The organism is Gardnerella sp. DNF00354 (assembly GCF_049262755.1).
Taxonomy (GTDB): Bacteria; Actinomycetota; Actinomycetes; order Actinomycetales; family Bifidobacteriaceae; genus Bifidobacterium; species Bifidobacterium vaginale.
This window is the reverse complement of sequence record NZ_CP058402.1, coordinates 652,827-670,769: the sequence shown is the minus strand read 5'-3', so window position 1 is coordinate 670,769 and position 17,943 is coordinate 652,827. Positions and strand designations below refer to the sequence as shown.

Sequence of the window (17,943 nt, the reverse complement as noted above, 5' to 3'; positions counted from 1 at the left end):
TGATTAATTCAAAACAAATCTTTTTGCCGAATACCTTTGCAAAGGCGTCCAGAACAGTCGATTACTTAACACCACTATTAAGCTCATAACCGTTACTCCCACAAGCGTTTTTACAGAATCACCAACGGTTGTTGCATTCGTAATATACGCGCCCAAACCCTGAGTTGCCATGTGATTCTTGCCGTATTCTACAATCTCTGACACAATCGAAGCGTTCCAAGCACCGCCAGCAGCAGTAATTCCGCCAGTGCACCAAGATCCAAAAATCGCAGGCAAAACAAGAGTTTTCCACTTGAGCACACGATTTAATCTAAAGCTTCTTGTCATTTCTCTTAAATCATCTGGAATCGCGCTAGCGCCTGCAATAACGTTAAACAAAATGTACCATTGCGTGCCAAGCGCCATCAAAATAATGCTTCCCCATCCAAGGTCAATATGCCAAGCCATAAACCACATCATTGCAAATGGGAACACAAAGTTTGCTGGGAAGCTAGCCAAGATTTGCACAACAGGTTGCATAATTCGCGAAATCTTAGGATTCATGCCAATATATACGCCTACTGGAACCCAAATCAGCGAGCTCACAAAAATCAACACAGCTACGCGAGCAAAAGTCAAAGCTCCTAACGCTCCAGCTGTAGCGAACTCCTGCAAACCTGTGCGAGTTGCTACAAAGTAAAGCATTTGAGCAGCAAGCCCCAAAATCAGCACAGCCATAACAATGTTGAAAACCAAGTCGCCAAGTTTACGCTGTGATGCTTTACGCGGCCACTGTGAACCTGTGCGTCCGAATGGTCGTGTAATAATTTCAAGCCATTCGCGAATCGGAGAAAACAGCTTGCTAATAACTTCGTCGGCATGCGAATGACGAATAAGTGTCAAAACAGCACTCTTTCGTTCTTCGTCGGATGCGCTTTGAGTTATGCGGAATCGCTCTGCCCAGGCGGTAAGCGGCTTCCAAAGGAAGAAGTCAATCGCTAGCACAACAACAATCATGGATAAAATAGCCCACCAAATGTTTCCAAGCTTGTTTTCTGCTGCAGATTGCGCCACAAAACTACCAACTCCAGGCAGCGCGTAAGTGTGATTGTTTACGGAAATCATTTCGGAAGCAGTAAGGAAGAACCATCCGCCGCCAACGCTCATCATGCAATTCCAAAGCAGCGGAATCATTGCGTTTGGCATATCCAGCACCCAGAATCGCTGCCAATGCGTAAGTTGCAAGCTGCGCACTGCCTCGTCTAGCTCTTTTGGCTCGCTTAAAAGCGAACGGTGGAACGAGAAAGTCATATTCCAAGCCTGGCTTGTAAAAATCGCAAAAATCGAAGCGGCTTCAACGCCCATCATCGATCCTGGGAAAATCACCAGCCAAATCGTTACTGTAGCCGAAAGGAAGCCAAGAATTGGAACGGATTGCAAAATGTCTAGCAACGGAATAAGAACCTTGCCTAGTCGGCGGCTGCGCGCTGCAAGCGATCCGTAAATAATGGTAAAAATCAGCGATGCTATAAGCGCAAGCATCATACGAAACACGGATCTAAGCGTGTAGTAAGGCAAATTAATAAGGTCAGTTGAAACTGCAGAAGGTATTCCTTTAGGTCCAATCGGCTGGTTAATGCGCTGCAAAAGGAAAGCGCTTACTCCAAAAAGCGCGATTATACCAACGCACACAATAATGTCGGACCAAAAACGAGTGTTTTCGTCTACTTGCGTACTAGCACCGTTTTTTCCAGATGTTGTAAATATTGTCATGATAAGTCCTCTGGGAACGCGTATTTTTACACGCGTTTGCCGCTTATCACCACTATTTTTTGCGTTTATCTTAAATTTTGCTTAGAATTTTAGACTTTATTTTAGAAGCGCTTATTTAGCGCGCGGTTGCTGGCGACTTATCCCAACAAATCAAATAAAATAAAATCTTTAATCGCAAAACCTGTAATCGCAAACATTTTGGCGGTGACTGCCGGTTTTTTATATTCATCTTTTGTATATTCAGGGGGAACGTCCGTACTACTACTAATACTGTCTGAATCGTCACTAACGGCATTAACTGTATTAGCACTTTGATTACAACTGGTACTACTGCTACTGTCATGTTTCACGGCAATCACCTCCTCTAGCTTGTGCGCGCCAACGCAAAACCGTATCATCGTATCATCATTGAACCGGACGGCAAGCAAGAAGACATAAGGTGATTTTTAAATCAAAAGAAATCAACCTTAATCTTGTCGTTCAAGCTTCAGCTTCGCAGGGCGGTGGTGTTGCATTAGTCGAAGCCTTGAAATCGACAACGACTGTTGACCAACTTGCAGTGTCTCCACTGTGTTGCGGCAGCAACCCGTATCCCCGTGGTAGCCTTACCTACCGACCGTGCTCATTATAAATTATCACTGCTCTTGTGTCAACCTATTTTTGAATCGAAGTGCATTCGCGCGCTACGCTCTAAGCGCTCATGCAAGTCGATTCGCAAAAAGCCTCTTGAAGATTTAATCAACAAGAGGCTTTAAATCAACAATCAAATAAGATTGCTACACACTCACTTACTTGCGATGAGCGCGATAGAAGCGAATCAAGCTCTGGGTAGAAGCATCCTGAGCTGCCAAAGCATCGTCATCCTTAGAGATTGCAGGAGTAATCTGCTTTGCAAGCTGCTTGCCAAGCTCCACACCCCACTGATCGTAGGAATCCAAGCCCCAAACAGTGCCTTCAACGAAGGTGATGTGCTCGTAGAGAGCAATCAACTCGCCCAAGCTAAATGGGGTCAAAGCTTCGCCAAAGATAGAAGTGGTTGGACGGTTGCCGCTAAATACGCGAGCTGGAACAATCTCTTCTGGAGTGCCTTCAGCGCGAACTTCGTCAGCAGTCTTGCCGAAAGCAAGAGCCTTAGTCTGTGCAAGATAGTTGCCCAAGAAGAGCTCGTGCACATCCTGATCGCCATCCTTAGTAGGATTTGGCGTGTTCACGAAAGCAATGAAGTCAGCTGGAATAAGCTGAGTGCCCTGGTGAATCAACTGGTAGAAAGCGTGCTGGCCGTTGGTGCCTGGCTCGCCCCAGAAGATTTCGCCGGTTTCGCTTGTTACAGGAGTGCCGTCCCAGCGCACAGACTTACCGTTGGATTCCATGGTGAGCTGCTGCAAATAAGCTGGGAAGCGGTGCAAGTACTGATCGTATGGAAGAACAGCGTGGGAAGCAACCTTGTAGAAGTTGCGGTACCAAACGTTGAGCATACCGAGAAGCACAACAACATTCTTCTCGAATGGAGTCTCAGCAAAGTAGGTATCGATTGCGTGGAAGCCCTTCAAGAACTCTTCGAAGCGCTCTGGTCCGAGAACTACAGCCAAAGAAGTGCCAACAGCGGAATCCACGGAGTAGCGACCGCCAACCCAGTTCCAGAAGCCAAAGGCGTTGGTTGGGTTAATGCCGAACTCTTCAACCTTCTCAAGGTTGGTGGAAACAGCCACGAAGTGCTTAGCAACAGCTTCAGCCTTCTTTGCGTCACTGCCGTCAATAGCACCGCTCTCCTGAAGCTTGTTAAGCAACCAGGTACGAGCGGTACGAGCGTTGGTCAAAGTTTCCAAAGTAGTGAAGGTCTTGGAGACAATGATGAAAAGCGTGGTTTCTGGATCCAAATCCTTGGTCTTTTCTGCCATATCATTTGGATCAATGTTAGAAACGTAGCGAGCGCTAATTCCAGCGTCAGCGTATGGCTTCAAGGCTTCGTAAACCATGACTGGACCCAAATCAGAACCGCCGATACCAATGTTTACAACGGTCTTGATGTTCTTGCCAGTAACGCCCTTCCAAGCGCCGGAGCGAACTTCGTTAGCAAAATCGTAAATGCGACCCAACACTTCACGCACGTCGGCAACGGTATCCTGACCGTCTACCATGAACTTGCCAGCATCTTCGGCTGGACGACGCAAAGCGGTGTGCAATACTGCACGATCTTCGGTGTTGTTAATGTGCACGCCAGTGTACATCGCCTTAGTGCGCTCATCAAGCTTAACTGCCTTTGCGAGGTCGGCGAAAAGCTTAAGCGTTTCTGGCTTAATCAAATTCTTAGAAAGATCGAAGTGGAGGTCTCCAGCTTCGAAGCTCAACTTATCCACGCGATTTGCATCCTGAGCAAACCACTTCTTCAGGCTCACGCCTTCGGACTGCAATTCATCATAGTGCTTCTGCAAAGCAGCCCATTCAGGTGTTTTAACGGCGTCAACTGGTGGATTGATGGCCATTTCTTGGTCCTTTCATCTTGAATGAAGTGACGTGATGCCTTGTTTTATCAATCTTTAGGCACACTCGAACACGTTTCAATCACAATAATCATCGAGAATCATAGTGAACTATAAAGTAAACACGTGTAAATGCGCGCAAAGTGGAACTTGTGCATCACTATCTTCCAATTGCCAAGATACTCACAAAAGCGGACAGAAATACACTTTGACTAGAACACATGCGAACATTTGCGGCGCGTCATGCTAGACAAATTGCAAATATTAATATATAGTATTTGATTTGTGCGCGAGTCGCGAATGCTTCTCGGGCAAATTGCCACTTTAGCTCAGTCGGTAGAGCGTCTCACTCGTAATGAGAAGGTCGACAGTTCGATTCTGTCAAGTGGCTCTTAAAGTTTCTTTTTCGCTTGTTTTAGGCGATTTAAGCGCGAGTGGCGAAATGGTAGACGCGCAGGATTTAGGTTCCTGTGTCTTACGACATGTGGGTTCAAGTCCCATCTCGCGCACAAAAATGGACCAGATGCTATTGCACCTGGTCCATTTTTTCTCTTAAACGAAACAAACAGAGAAAATATTAACTCTTAGTCTAAAACTACACTCCAAAAGCATAAGTCTTAGTATCTTTAAGTGTACCATTAGATGTATATGCTTCAAAATGTGTCCAATAAATTCCAGGCTTAGGACTCCACAAAGCCCACGGACCCTTAAATTGGCTCACCCATTGTTTGGCGTTATAGTCATATATTTTGATAATCGTGTAACCATTAGGATTATTTGTAGTAGCACCTAGTAAAACATTGCTACCACGCCAAGCCGCATAAGTGCCAGAAATCACGGTATCACCTGTAAAAACAGGAGCCGGTGCATTTTGAATCTCATAATGGAAAGCAATTGTTTTGTTACCCAAAGGCTTCTTAGTGAACGAATCACGAACATCACAGTGAAGCCAATAATCACCGTTGCTTGTCACCCAAGAAGCCCAATTGCTAACAGACCAGTCAGAAATAGTCTTCCACTGCTTATTAAGCAAATCGTAAGCAAGCCAGCGATATTCCATATGATTGTAAATACTACTACTTGCTGCGGCACCTACAGCTATATCATCACTGCGAATAATCCACGTAAAATCGATGTGAGCGCGGCTTGTAGCCGTAGTTGGCCTAGTACCAAATGCATTTAAATCAACATTACCTTGAATTCCAGATACAGAACCGCTAGAAGTGTACTGCCAGCCACCTAATGGTGTTGTAATGTTAAAAAGCGTACTGGCACCATAGCTAGCAACCCAGCTTGTACGATCGTGAATATATTGGGAATTAAGCGGACCGTTTAAATAATTAGCATAAGAATAAACACCTAGATTAGTGTATCCAGCAGAAGCAAGCTGGTTCCACCACGATGCAACAATATTCTGATAAACGTATGGATCAGTAGGTGGTTGATGCCCTGCCCACTCCCATCTTTCCAAATCATAGTAAACAGGGTATGAAAGGTCACTTGGATTAACGCCAGCACCTTGCAAAAGCCTTGCCACATCAGCACCTTCGGAAGCGCCATCAGAAGGCGTTTCAGCGTAGGAATAAACATAAACTCCAAAAGGAATACCTAAACGCTTGCATTCGTTAATATTTCGCACAGCATACTTGTCGTAACCATTATCCCAACCGTAGCTGATGCGAATTATCGCGCCTTCTACTCCAGCGGCTTTAGCAGCAGCCCAATCAATTTCGTGCTGATGTTCAGAAACATCTATAACACCCCTAGCGTTATAAGCAAACATGTTTCCGTTGCCATCAAAGAATGATTGAGAACCATTGTAATCTTCCCATTCCACACCATAATTTGTTACAGGCAAATAGGCTTTGCGAACAACACCATCAGTTGTTGTGGCTGTTTTAGAAGACAATATTGTTGAATCTTTTGCTTTAGCAGAAGATTTAGACTCGTCTGGAATAGGCTGATTTGAGCTTATTAGACGAACTTTGGAAGGATTGGTGGAATTCGTAGTATTGGCAGAATTTGTAGGATTGTAGCGCCTAATTGCTTTTCGCAAATCTCCAACAGTAATAGGCGTAAAACGTCTTCCATCGCTCTTAGCAAGAGGATCTGGCTGCTTGTCTTTAGTGCCAATAATTTTAGGATCAGTAACAATATCGCCAGTTTTAAGAGATTTCAAATGACCAGTAGATGTAAGAGCATATTTTGAAGAAACTACTTCGTCACTATTTTTAAATGACGACGCCACTTTTGAAGGCAACTTAAAATCAGGATTATTGGCATCACCATAGGCAAAACCATTCAAACGATTATCTTCAGCAGAATTACTATTTCCATTATCTGCACTTTTTATTGCATTATTTTTGGCACTTCTTAATGAACTTCTTGATGAACTAGAAGCAGAGCCTTCAAAAACACTACGTCCTTCAACATTAATAGATGGAGAAACGTTCATAACAAATGCAGCAGCAACAGAAACTAAACTTGCAATTACACGTACAATAATTTGTCCCACAACTCCTCCAGAGATATGCTTTTACGTGTTTTTACCTCATACAACCATAGCAATATGCGCAAACAGTAAAGAAACAAGTTGCGAATCATATAGAATAACGAAAAACACAAAAATAACTAGAACTAATCACGCTACATTTAGCACAATCGGAATCAAAGAAATCACAGAAATCAAGTGGAGCGGATGACGGGAATCGGACCCGCGTCATCAGTTTGGAAGACTGATACTCTACCATTGAGCTACATCCGCAATATGCAAATTTTGCAAGCTATTAGTTACCATGCAAAACAGCAACTCGATTAATTATACAGACTGTTTAGACCTAAAGCAACTTTCGACACTCGCGCTAAATTGTGCAATTCTCGGAAAATTTGCGCATTTAGTGCACATTGAATACACATTCATGCGTAAAATTCGCTGCATGCTCGCATGATTAAGGTTTTATGATTAAGACTCGCGTAACTCTAAAACAACAAACGCAAGTGCAATAGCAGAAGAATTTTGCACTAAGCCATCGTGGCTTAAAGACACATGCCAATTAGGGTGATCTACGCAATTTACACCATTAACGCTTACATTAGCGCTGGCGGATTCATGCGGATTAGTCGCCTCTGGCGCGTGCAACGACTCTAGAAGCTTTTGATTAACGTCTTCACTAAGTCGAACGCTTGGGCATCCACGAGAATCGTCTAAAATCTCAATGCTTGCCCAAGGAGTGTTGTCTAATGTGTAAGGATATTGCAAACCAAGAGTGCTCATCGCTTCGCACCACGCTTTTATAACCGCCTCTTTACCAGCCCAGCGAGCCGCAACATGAATCACCTCAGCGTCGTTTTTTAAGTGTGCTCGCATGGCGCACTGCCTAAGCTCACGCGTAGAAAATAGCGAGCGCCACCCATTGCCATCTTGCATTTGCTGCGCAAAATCCGCAACATTAACAACATCGCAACCAATGCCTGCAATCATTGAACTCACTTCCTAACTACTCTAGAGCGCAGTACAAGGTTACGCCAAGCAATGTAGAGATTCGAGATTTTTCGCAGCGAAAGAGGCGTTTCGTTCGCGCGGTCTAAGCGCGCGAACGTCTTCGCCGCGCAGAAGCAGTGCTTCTGCTTTGAGCGGCTCAGCGAATCGAAGTGCATTCGCGCGCTACGCTTTAAGCGCTCATGCAAGTCGATTCGCAGTCCTCCGATGGTGACTCGCCGAGAGAGCAAGAAAAATCGAGAATCTCGGTGATAAAAACCACGCAAAAGTTCTAGATATCCAGAAGGTTTGATGTATTTCTATACGAGCAATAAAAGAGGAGCGTAGCGACGGGACTTGCGAGGAGAGAAATACTCAAACCTCGCGCAACACCAAGTAGGAAACCGCGCTACGCTCTAAACGCAAAATCGTCGATTCGTCAGCAATAGTAGCCGCTGGCATCTAGACGAGCGTCTGGGTTTAGCAGCATAGCTTTTTCTGCCTCATGCCCATCGTAGCGCGAACCATCTGGCATACGCGTACCGTCTTTAAGCAAACGGCGATTTTCCACAGGCTCAAACAGTTGCACATGACCCATCATGCCCTCTTGCAGACGTCGCTGACCTGCAGCCAAGCGCGCATTCGCCTTGGCTCGCCATTCGTTAAGCGCATCCGCACCAGCGCTAGCTGCCACAGAAGCCTCAAACGCACCAGGATGCACAAGAGCCACAAATCCGCTAACATGCCCAAATCCAAGCGATGTAGCCAGAGCCGCTTTAACCATGCCAACTCGCATTGGGTTTCGCAACCACACCATATGATCATCATGCGCGAGCTTAGGATCCACACAATCAAGCGACATATTCCCAGGAATCACACCACTTCTAAACAGCTGCGTTAAACCGTTGATTTGGAATATGCACGCACCGCCCTTTGCGTGTCCAGTAAGCGTCTTTTGGCTGATTACAAACAGCGGATTTCCGCTTGTGCGCCCAATAGCATGAGCCAAAGTATTGTGCAGTTCGGATTCGTTCGGATCGTTTGCGTTCGTAGACGTATCGTGCTTAGAAACCACAGCAATATCGTCTGGTGTAACTCCAAGCGCCGCCAAATCGTGCACAAGCTTGGATTCGCGCCCACCCATTCCTGCAGCTAGCGCACCCAATCCTGGAGCTGGAATCGAAGTGTGCACACCATCTGCATAAGAGTGAATAAATCCAACTACGCCAGCAACAGGCAAACCGAGTTTAAGCGCAATATCTCCTCGCGTAACGAGAATCGTGCCGCCGCCTTGTGATTCCAAGAATCCTCCGCGTCTGCGATCGTTTGCTCGTGAGAAGAATCGTGGATTTATGCCCTTTGCATACATTTCTTCACTGTTTGCAGTTGCGTTCATGTTGCCGAAACCAACCACGGACTCAACGCCAATATCATCAATCGCGCCCGTTACAACAAAGTCTGCTTTGCCGAGAGCAATCTTATCGACGCCTTCTTCAAGCGAAACTGCAGCAGTGGCGCATGCTGAAACTGGCTGAATCATGTTTCCGTAGCCGCCAATATATGTTTGCATTACGTGCGCTGCAACAACATTTGGCAATGCTTCTTGCAATACGTCTGTAGGGATTTCGTGGTTTAGGAAGCGATCTAGATACAGTTTTCGCATAGACGTCATTCCGCCAAATCCCGTGCCTTGAGTCGATGCTACAAGGGACGGATGCACGGCTTGCAAAATTTCCGAAGGCGTGAAACCAGCGGAAATGTAGGCGTCTACGGTTGTTACGATATTCCACAAAGCAATCGGGTCTACACTTCCCACCATCGAAGCTGGAATTCCCCACTTTAATGGGTCGAAGCCTTTAGGGAATTGTCCTCCAACAGTTCGGGTCATGGCTGCGCGCCTTGGTACGCGTATCATTGAGCCAGTTTTGCGCGTAACGGTCCATTCTCCCGATTCAGCATCTTGCATAATCGTAGTGTGTTCTTCATCTAGCGCCACGTATTCGCGAGCAATCGTTTCTGTTGGCACACTGAAGCTCACGTCGTGGTCAAGGAAGATTTCGGCTTCTTCTTCGTTTGCTCCGTCTTTGTAGTCGCCACCCATGCCAGTTTCGAATGGTCGAATACCAGAACGTGCAACTACCTCATCGCGATACTTTTCTGCAATATCTTCTTCTGGCACAAGCGTGCCGTCCGCATCATACCATCCTGGTTTTGGCGAGTCTTGCCAGGTTAGCAAGCCCATGTTCCAAGCCAATTCCAATACTGCTCCTGCAGAAATATCAACGGAACCGTCTTCTTGTATTCCAAGTTCTGCTTCGAATCGTGTTCGCCCAGATCCCCATGGTCCAAGTTCTCCAACAGATACTATTACAATCTGGTTTTCTGGCCGCGCTGTAACGTTCTTCCAATCCGCTAGATTTACGTGAGGTTGTTGCAAAGCGTATGGTGTTGGAAGTGCTTTGTTTGTTATTTTTATAGAAGACTTTGCGTTTGGATATGACTCGTCTAAAGCTTGCGACTTTTGAGCGCTAGTTTGGGATAAGTCGTAAGCCTCCGCGCGTTCTTGATCCGCAAGTGCTTCTGCGCGAAGCGCGTTCAAATCAAGAGCATCCTTACCTAATCCTCCTGTAAAATCAACGTCCAAAGGTGCGATTGCAGCCTGTTCGCGCGCTTTACGAGTGCACAAATCTAGCAAACGGTTTGCCATTTGTTGAGTTGAATACGTTGTTATGTCGTGTTTTTCTACGACTTTAACAAGCGGATCATTGCCTCCCATCAAACCTGTGCCACGCACCCAACCGATTTTTGGATGTGCAAAAGTCACGCGATTTGACCATACGCTTTCGGCATGTGCACGGTTCACAATCGCATCGAATGCGCTCTTGACTTCGCCGTAAGCGCCGTCGCCGCCGAACATACCGCGGTTTGGAGAGCCAGGTAACACAACGTGCATACGATGTTGCACATCTGTATCTGCTCCGATTTGCGCGAATCCTGCGATTGCACGCTCCACACCCCATAGCATTAGGCGAGACTGAGATTCGAAAAGCGCACCAGAATCAGCCAAAGTGCCGTGAACTGGAGGTGCTGCAAACGGGAAGAACATGCTTGGCTCATAAGCTGGCTTCAAAATGGTGGTTGTTGCGCCGCTGACTTTCTTTGAAACTGTGCCAACCCACTTTACTAGAGCATCTACATCTCGGTAGCTAGATAAGTTTGCTGGCACAAGCCATAATTTAGCTCCCATAACAGCGTTTTCACGATACGCTTTTTTCGCCCATGCTTTAACGCTTGGCTTAAAACTGTGAGATGTTGCTATAACTGTTGCTCCACCTCTTAGTAAACCGCAGACGACTGCTGCAGCAATTGAATTTGGTGCAACGCCTGTTACAACCGCAACATCTGATGCGAAGCGATTTGAGAAAATAGGACGAGAATCAAGGTTTTCGCTATTGACTTCTTTAGTATCTTTAGGAAGATCATTAATATCTGTTAATGCATCTTTAGATATGCGCTTGAATACGCAACTCAAATCATCAAGTCCGGTTGCTTGCGACTTTTGAGCGAACCATAATGCTTCTTCAGCAATAGTTTTGCCCGTACCAACAAAACAACCAAAATTGTTGATTTCAGATAAACCAGGATTTGAACCAGTATTTGAACCAGTATTTGAACCAAACCCCTGATTAGCCTTATTCGCGTAGTATATTCTAGCCAAATCTTCGCGAGCGCTAGCCCAGCGATCATCGAATAGAATCGCCTTTCGCTCATCGAATCGAGGCTCCACTTGCTTTGGCCAATCCGCTCCAAGCTCAGCTTCTACAGCTGCAACAACAGCCGCATTTTCGTCGCTCTCAGCTTCTGCTTTAGGAGCTTCAACACCAAGCTTTGCTAACACGAATTTAGCAGTAGCAGCCAAAACGCCGTCAGCACCAACAACCTTCTGCGCAAACTCGTCTAAGGCTGCAGAATCAACTACTGCGCCGCCTGCTGTGCCTGCGGAACCTGGTTGAGCGAGAGCAATTCCGTGTTCTTTAGCAACCTGATTAATAGCAGAATCGATCAAATCTTGTGCTGCCGAAGTATTCTTTGCTGGCTCTGTAGAAAGTTGCGCCAAGTCACCTCCGCGTACGCTTGCTCCTTCTCGCGTTTGCAAAATAAGAGCAGCCAAAACGTGTGCTCGCCAGCCTTCACCTAGCTGCCATACTTGTTCAATTCTCTTATCTATTTGAGTAGGCTTAAATCCAGCTGCGCCGAAGAGTGCGCGCAAGCGTTCTCTCACAACGTCTGAAAGAACCGCTCCAAAAGCTTTATAACGCGGAGCAACAGAATCCACTAACTTGTTTAGCGCGCTCATCGGAGCTTCTGCAGCACCATCTACGCTTGCCACTCCCAGCTCGGAGCTTATGTCCATTAAAAGCTGGTTTCGCCTAGAGGATACGCCATTTGTTAGCGTGTCTGTGGTGTCTGCGTCTCCGATTTGGTCGGCGCGAATTTTTGCACTGTAAGCTATAAGTGTTTTTATAGCATCAGACGCTTTAAACTCAATATCTGCCACAGACCCAGATTGCACATTTTGCACATTTTGTTGCACATTTTGCACAGAATTATCTGCATTTATTTGAGTAGATGCTGCACTTGCTGTGGCGGCTGCTTGCGATTTTTCCGCGTTAGTTTGGGATAAGTCGCCAGCAACCGTTGCTTCTGCAACCACAGGTTCTTCATCTTCAAAAACTTCTGGCACAAGCGAATCCGTGTCTGTCATATAAACACGACCCTCGTCTCTACCAACGTTATAAACGGTAACTTTCTGTCCGCTAAACTGTGGCATAGAAAGCGTTTTTGCTCCAAGATTTGCCAAAGTTGGTGCGTTTCCTAAACCAACCTCAACATATTCTTCTACGCCTAATCCACCGCATGCAGCGCTTTCAAACATAAGCGCCTGCGTTTCAATCCAACGAACAGGGGACGCAAACTGCCAGGAAAGAAGCTCCGTAAGAAGCAACCTGCCGAGTTTTTGCTCATCAGCTGCATAAGAATCCCAAATTTCGTCATTTTCTAGCGCAGCCTTAATACGTTCTGAAGGAACAACGTCTAGAATCTTTTGCGCAAATTCGCGCGTAAACTCAAACGGGCATGCAACCAAGTTTGGTATATAACGATCAACCAGCACAGAGTAGTCAATATGTGCTGGAAGCAGAGAATCCAGCTTATCGCGAAACTCTGGCACACCTTTTCTAAGCAGCTTGGAATGGAAAGGCACGTCGATTCCTGGCACAAGCATAAATGGAGGCTTACCGCCATACTCTTTAGCTCGCTTGGCAGAATCTTGAGCCAAAGCTTTCAAACCTTTTATTGTGCCTGCTATTGCGTATTGTTGACCTGCCAAATTGTAGTTTACAATCTGCAAGAATTCGCCAGTTTGCTTAGAGATTCCTTCAACATACGCGTTTACACCATCATCGTCCACACCGAACTGGTTTGGACGCAAAGCGCCCATTCGATAGTTGGATCGGCCTTGCGCATCTCGCTCAATCAAGTGATGCATTGTAGATCCGCGGTGGAACACGAGTTCCAACACGGTTTCTAGCGGAATAATTTGAGCGAAAGAGCTTAGCGCATTGTATTCGCCAAGCGAGTGACCAGCAAAATACGCAGGCCAAATATCGCATCCAGCTTCTCTTAAGCGAGCGGTTTGTGCAAAAGCAACAGTAGCGAGCGCAACTTGAGTAAATTGCGTTAAGTTGAGCAATCCTTCTGGATGACGATATGTTACGCCATTTGCTGTTAATTCCTTAGGATTATCTCGCACTACAGCAAGAATTGAGAATCCTAGTTTTTCGCGAGTAAGCTTGTCTGCGCGCTCCCAAGTTTCGCGCACAGCTGGCGATTTGGCGCGCTCATCCAATGACATTCCTTGTTTTTGAATACCTTGTCCTGGGTATACGAATGCTGCTCGCGGCGCGCGTGTAAGTGCGCTCGCTTTAGAAACTATTTGCCCGTTTACTCGGCATGTGACTTCTAGCGCTAGCCCTCCGCGGCGTACTTTCCCTACGCGTTCTACGGTAATTTCTACCTCGTCGTTAAGCTGCACCATGCCGTACATGTTGTACGTCCAGCCAACAAGATCATAGTGTGCGCCTTTTTCGTCCAATGCTTGAGCAACATGCTGAGCTGCTGCTGAAAGCCACATTCCGTGTACTAGAGGTGCGGAAAGTCCAGAGATTGCGGCTCCTCTTTTGGATGTGTGTATTGGGTTAAAGTCACCTGATGTGCGCGCAAAAGCTGTCATGTCTTTAGGTGCGCGAATTACGACGCGTCTAAGCGCTCGTCTAGGCGTGTTGTCTACGCTAAATCCGTGTAATTCTGCCGCATCTCCGTATTCTGGAGCAGACTTTGGTAGTGCTGCACTGTAGCTTCGCCCACGAATCGCGAATCGTTCTGTTTCGTGCGCGATTTTTGTTCCGTCTTGCGCATTGTGAATTATGTGTATTGTCACTACTCGCCCAGAAGCTGATTCGGCGTAATCTTCTGCCCAACCAGTGAGGTTTATGCGTGTTCCAACATATTTTTGCAGGTCGTCTGTAGATACATCTAGTTCTATTAGGTGGTCTAAATGTACTGCGTTGAGTAGTCCTTCAATTACTGGGTATCCGTCTACCATTACGGATCCTAGTGCTGAGTATATTGTTGGCCATGCTGGACCTACTAGCGCGTCTGGCACGATTCTTGATGCTTGTAAACCTTCTGGTAGGCGTCCAGCTGTAGCGGATTCGTGGTCGATTCCTAGGTTTCTAGAAAGCGTGTATGCTGATTTAACCACGCCAAACGGCATTTCGCAGGCTGTTTCACATGTTGTTTCACAGGCTGATTTGTTAGCTTTTCTACAAGCTATTTCTTTTTTAACTTGTTCGCACGCTTCTTGGCTTGCGTCTACTTTTGGCATTTCACTTAAAACATCTCCAGTAATCGCAGTATTTCCAATGCCTGCAGTTGCTGCCAACATGTTATAAACGTGTTTTGGTAGTCGCTCGCGGTCTACTACTGGTATGCTTCCAGCACGCTTTGCGTCTACAATAAGCGGAATTACTATATCTCTAACAGCATGATTTTTGCCGCTATTTTTGCCACTATTCTTTACGCTATTCTTGATACCGTTTTCATTGTCGGCTTCATGCTCATCCCAGAACGTGTCTAGTTTAATGTCTAGATCAAGCTTAATTACGCTATTTTCTTCACTTATTACGGTTATAACATAGTTTTCACTATTATTTTGCGTTTTATAAGCAGGATTATTGGTTACGTGACCAATCCAAGAAATATTCGGACATGAGCGCACATATTCTTCAATATTTTGCGCACAATCTATTTGGCTAAATGCGTTTTGATTAAAGCCCAGAGGCAAGTCGCAAGCAGCCGAACGATTTATAACCGCAGCCTCAAATCTTCCTAAAATATCCGCGATTGGCTCATCCATTGTGGTTATGCCTGCAACAGAAATAGGTCCTGGAATTACTCGCACAGCATCCGCAGAATAGCGCGAATCTTCCGACTGCCAAAGCTGATCCTGACCCCACCAGCGAAGAAGATCATTGTCAATTACTGGCACAAATGGCATTGGCTTAGGATATTCACGCACCAAGGTTGGGAACCACGCAGCATCCATTGGAACAACGTTCATCGTGCTCGCATTAGGAAAAACTTGCACAAGAGAATCGAGAGCAGACTGAGGATTTTCAGCAACCTGCTTAATATCTGGCAAAATCGAAGTAAATTCGCCAGAATCTTGGCTTATTAAACGCGCTTCAATTCTCTGCAACAAATGCAGGTAGCGATCCGCGTAAGTAGGATCTGCCCAAGGATAGCTTAAATCAAGGAATCGCTGCGCAAACTGGGTATATGTCATATTTTCAACATCGCCAAAATATGGCTTTGCTGTAGAGTTAAGCGCAGCAATAACCTCGTCTTTACGTAACTCAAGCTCTTCTGGATGCTTCATCATATGCACAAGAAGACGACCACAGCGTGCAGACGCGTTTTCAATCTCGTAAATATCCGCGTGCAAATGGCTTAAACCGCTTGTTACTCCGCCAACAACCTTTCCAGAAGGCACCCAGCGCTCGCCAATAGGAGCAAATGGATCTTCACTTGCGCCAAGACCTTCCACACATGCATCATTTGCTTCTGTAATTCCAGGCGTCTCCACCAACATGCGCTTAACTTGCGCGCTTGTGTGCGCTTCTTTTGCTGTCATTGCGGCAGTGCCGATCATCACAGCATCTACAGGCATATTTGGCAAACCGTATTTATTGGACCATTCGCCACTAATGTAATCGGCAGCTCGCGAAGGAGTGCCGATTCCGCCACCTGCTACAAGCACCAAATTATTGCATTCGCGCACTTGAGCATAAGTGCTAATCAGCAAATCGTCTAGCGACTCCCAAGAGTGGTGGCCGCCTGCAGATCCGCCTTCTACTTGCGCAATAATTGTTGCTGGCTTAACAGCTTTTGCAATGCGAACTACTTGGCGAATCTGCTCTACTGTTCCTGGCTTAAAAGCAACATATGGGAATCCGTCGGCTTGAAGAGTTTTAACAAGTTCCTTCGCTTCGTCTAACTCTGGGATTCCTGCAGATACAACAACGCCGTCGATTGGCGCTCCAGAAGCACGCTTTTTTGGAACTATACGTTTGCTACCAAATTGTAAATTCCACAAATAGCGGTCCATAAACATGGCGTTGAATTCTACGGTTGCTCCTTCTTGCAATTGCTTGCTCAAAGAATCCATGTGCCTGTCGAATACTTCTTCTGTTACTTGTCCACCGCCTGCAAGTTCTGCCCAATATCCTGCGTTGGCTGCGGCGGCTACAATTTCTGGGTCTACTGTGGTTGGAGTCATGCCAGCAAGAAGCACAGGAGCTTTGCCCGTTAGCTTGCTGAATTTTGTTACAACTTTCTTTCCAGCTGGAGTGTCAATTACTCGCGGCGCAAAATCCGCCCAGCAGCCGGTACGCAATAATTCAGCTTCTGCAGCGCTAGTTGTGCTTGCTTTTGCGCGCGCGTTCATTGTTCCAACTTCTACTACGCCAGCTCCACTTCCTTGTAGTAGCACGTTTGTTAACTTGCCAAGCACTTCTCCTGGACCCATGTCTAGTACGTATAACTCTCGCGCATTCACGTTATTTAAAACTTTTGCTATTTGCTTCGCCCAATCTACTGGCTCTACTAGCACAGCGTTTGCAAGCTTTAGTGCAAGTTCAGCATCTAATCCAGCGTCCTTTGCCCAGGCTTCGACTTGCTCTACAGCAGGTTTCATGATTGGAGAATGGAATGGCACTGTAACATCTAAATACTCTGCAATTGGCGCAAAAACAGATCCGCCTCGTTCCTTCATTTCGCGCATTTTTTTGGAGCGCTGCGACTCTTTCTGTGCCTGATTTTGCACGGCTTCCATGTCTTCTGGATATCCTGATAGCACAATGTGATTTCGCGAGTTTTTAACTGCGATTGATATAACGCCTCTGGTTCTTTCTACTCGCTTAATCAAGGCTTTTGCCTGTTCAAACGTAACGCCTTTTAGCGATAGCATTGGTGTTTTTTCGCCGTTTCCACTGATTTCTAACATTCGCGCTTCGCGGTCTGCTGCTGCTCCGATTATGTATGCGATTGCTATAAGTTCAGCTATTTGGTTTTGCGCGTTTTGCCATAACCCTGCTTTTATACGAGCTTCTACTATTTTTGCGGCTATTATGCCTTGAGAGTGTCCAAGGCTTGCAATTGGCTTGTTTACTTCAAAGTTGTAGCCTAAGTTTGTTAGGTCTCTTACGCTTGCGAGCTGAGCAAGTGTGATTCCTGGTACGCTTAATTGTGCGCTGGCTGTGTTGATTTTAGGATTTTCTAAAGCATCGAATACGTTTATGTCACTTCCAGCATTTGCTAATAACTGTGGATATATGTTTGATAGTAAAGTTTTTGCTAATTTGTTATATTCGCGTAATTCTTTATTTAATTCTGCATCGTTTTGTGTTTCTTTTAAGGCTTGCACCCATGGTGTGGCTTGTCCTGCGAAGGTAAGAATGTGTGGTGTTTGTGCGAGCTGGTCAAATAAGTATGTTGTCATTTTATTTTCCTTTGTTCGTGGGTTTAAGTTTTATTTTTAAAATTTATTTGTGTTTTTTGGATTATTTGTGTTTTTTGTATTTATTTATCTTTGGTCGCTTTATGCGCGGTTGC

Annotated in this window: 6 protein-coding genes, 3 tRNA genes and 1 riboswitch; of the genes, 2 read left to right on the top strand and 7 right to left on the bottom strand. The window is 45.8% G+C overall.

The features are described 5' to 3' along the window. Positions 1-3: 3 nt before the first annotated feature. From HXT24_RS02745 to pgi, 3 genes are all read right to left on the bottom strand, one after another. Complete coding sequence (locus HXT24_RS02745) at positions 4-1,752, bottom strand: ABC transporter permease (protein ID WP_416451246.1); 1,749 nt, start codon at positions 1,750-1,752, stop codon at positions 4-6. 137 nt (positions 1,753-1,889) lie between these two features. After that, positions 1,890-2,102, bottom strand: a complete 213-nt coding sequence (locus tag HXT24_RS02740; RefSeq protein ID WP_226913173.1) for a hypothetical protein — start codon at positions 2,100-2,102, stop codon at positions 1,890-1,892. 113 nt (positions 2,103-2,215) lie between these two features. Continuing rightward, a riboswitch (M-box (ykoK) riboswitch) is annotated at positions 2,216-2,376 on the bottom strand. A 164-nt stretch (positions 2,377-2,540) separates the two neighbouring features. Then, positions 2,541-4,235, bottom strand: a complete 1,695-nt coding sequence (pgi, locus tag HXT24_RS02735) for a glucose-6-phosphate isomerase (RefSeq protein WP_004114451.1) — start codon at positions 4,233-4,235, stop codon at positions 2,541-2,543. A gap of 315 nt (positions 4,236-4,550) precedes the next feature. Between pgi and HXT24_RS02730 the strand changes: the two genes are divergently transcribed. Together HXT24_RS02730 and HXT24_RS02725 are read left to right on the top strand one after the other, a co-directional pair. Continuing rightward, a tRNA-Thr gene (locus tag HXT24_RS02730) sits at positions 4,551-4,623 on the top strand. A gap of 37 nt (positions 4,624-4,660) precedes the next feature. Continuing rightward, positions 4,661-4,741 (top strand) — tRNA-Leu (locus tag HXT24_RS02725). Positions 4,742-4,827: 86 nt separating this feature from the next. Here the strand turns inward: HXT24_RS02725 and HXT24_RS02720 are convergent. From HXT24_RS02720 to HXT24_RS02705, 4 genes are all read right to left on the bottom strand, one after another. After that, positions 4,828-6,747 carry a glycoside hydrolase family 25 protein gene (locus HXT24_RS02720; protein WP_422119571.1) on the bottom strand — a complete coding sequence of 640 codons (1,920 nt, stop codon included), beginning with the start codon at positions 6,745-6,747 and terminating at the stop codon, positions 4,828-4,830. 175 nt (positions 6,748-6,922) lie between these two features. Further along, positions 6,923-6,996: transfer RNA gene (locus HXT24_RS02715), tRNA-Gly, on the bottom strand. Between the two features lie 198 nt (positions 6,997-7,194). Further along, complete coding sequence (locus HXT24_RS02710) at positions 7,195-7,713, bottom strand: holo-ACP synthase (RefSeq protein WP_422119570.1); 519 nt, start codon at positions 7,711-7,713, stop codon at positions 7,195-7,197. A 436-nt stretch (positions 7,714-8,149) separates the two neighbouring features. Further along, positions 8,150-17,830: a fatty acid synthase subunit beta domain-containing protein gene (locus HXT24_RS02705; RefSeq protein ID WP_422119569.1), complete on the bottom strand. Its 9,681-nt coding sequence runs from the start codon at positions 17,828-17,830 to the stop codon at positions 8,150-8,152. Positions 17,831-17,943: the final 113 nt, after the last annotated feature.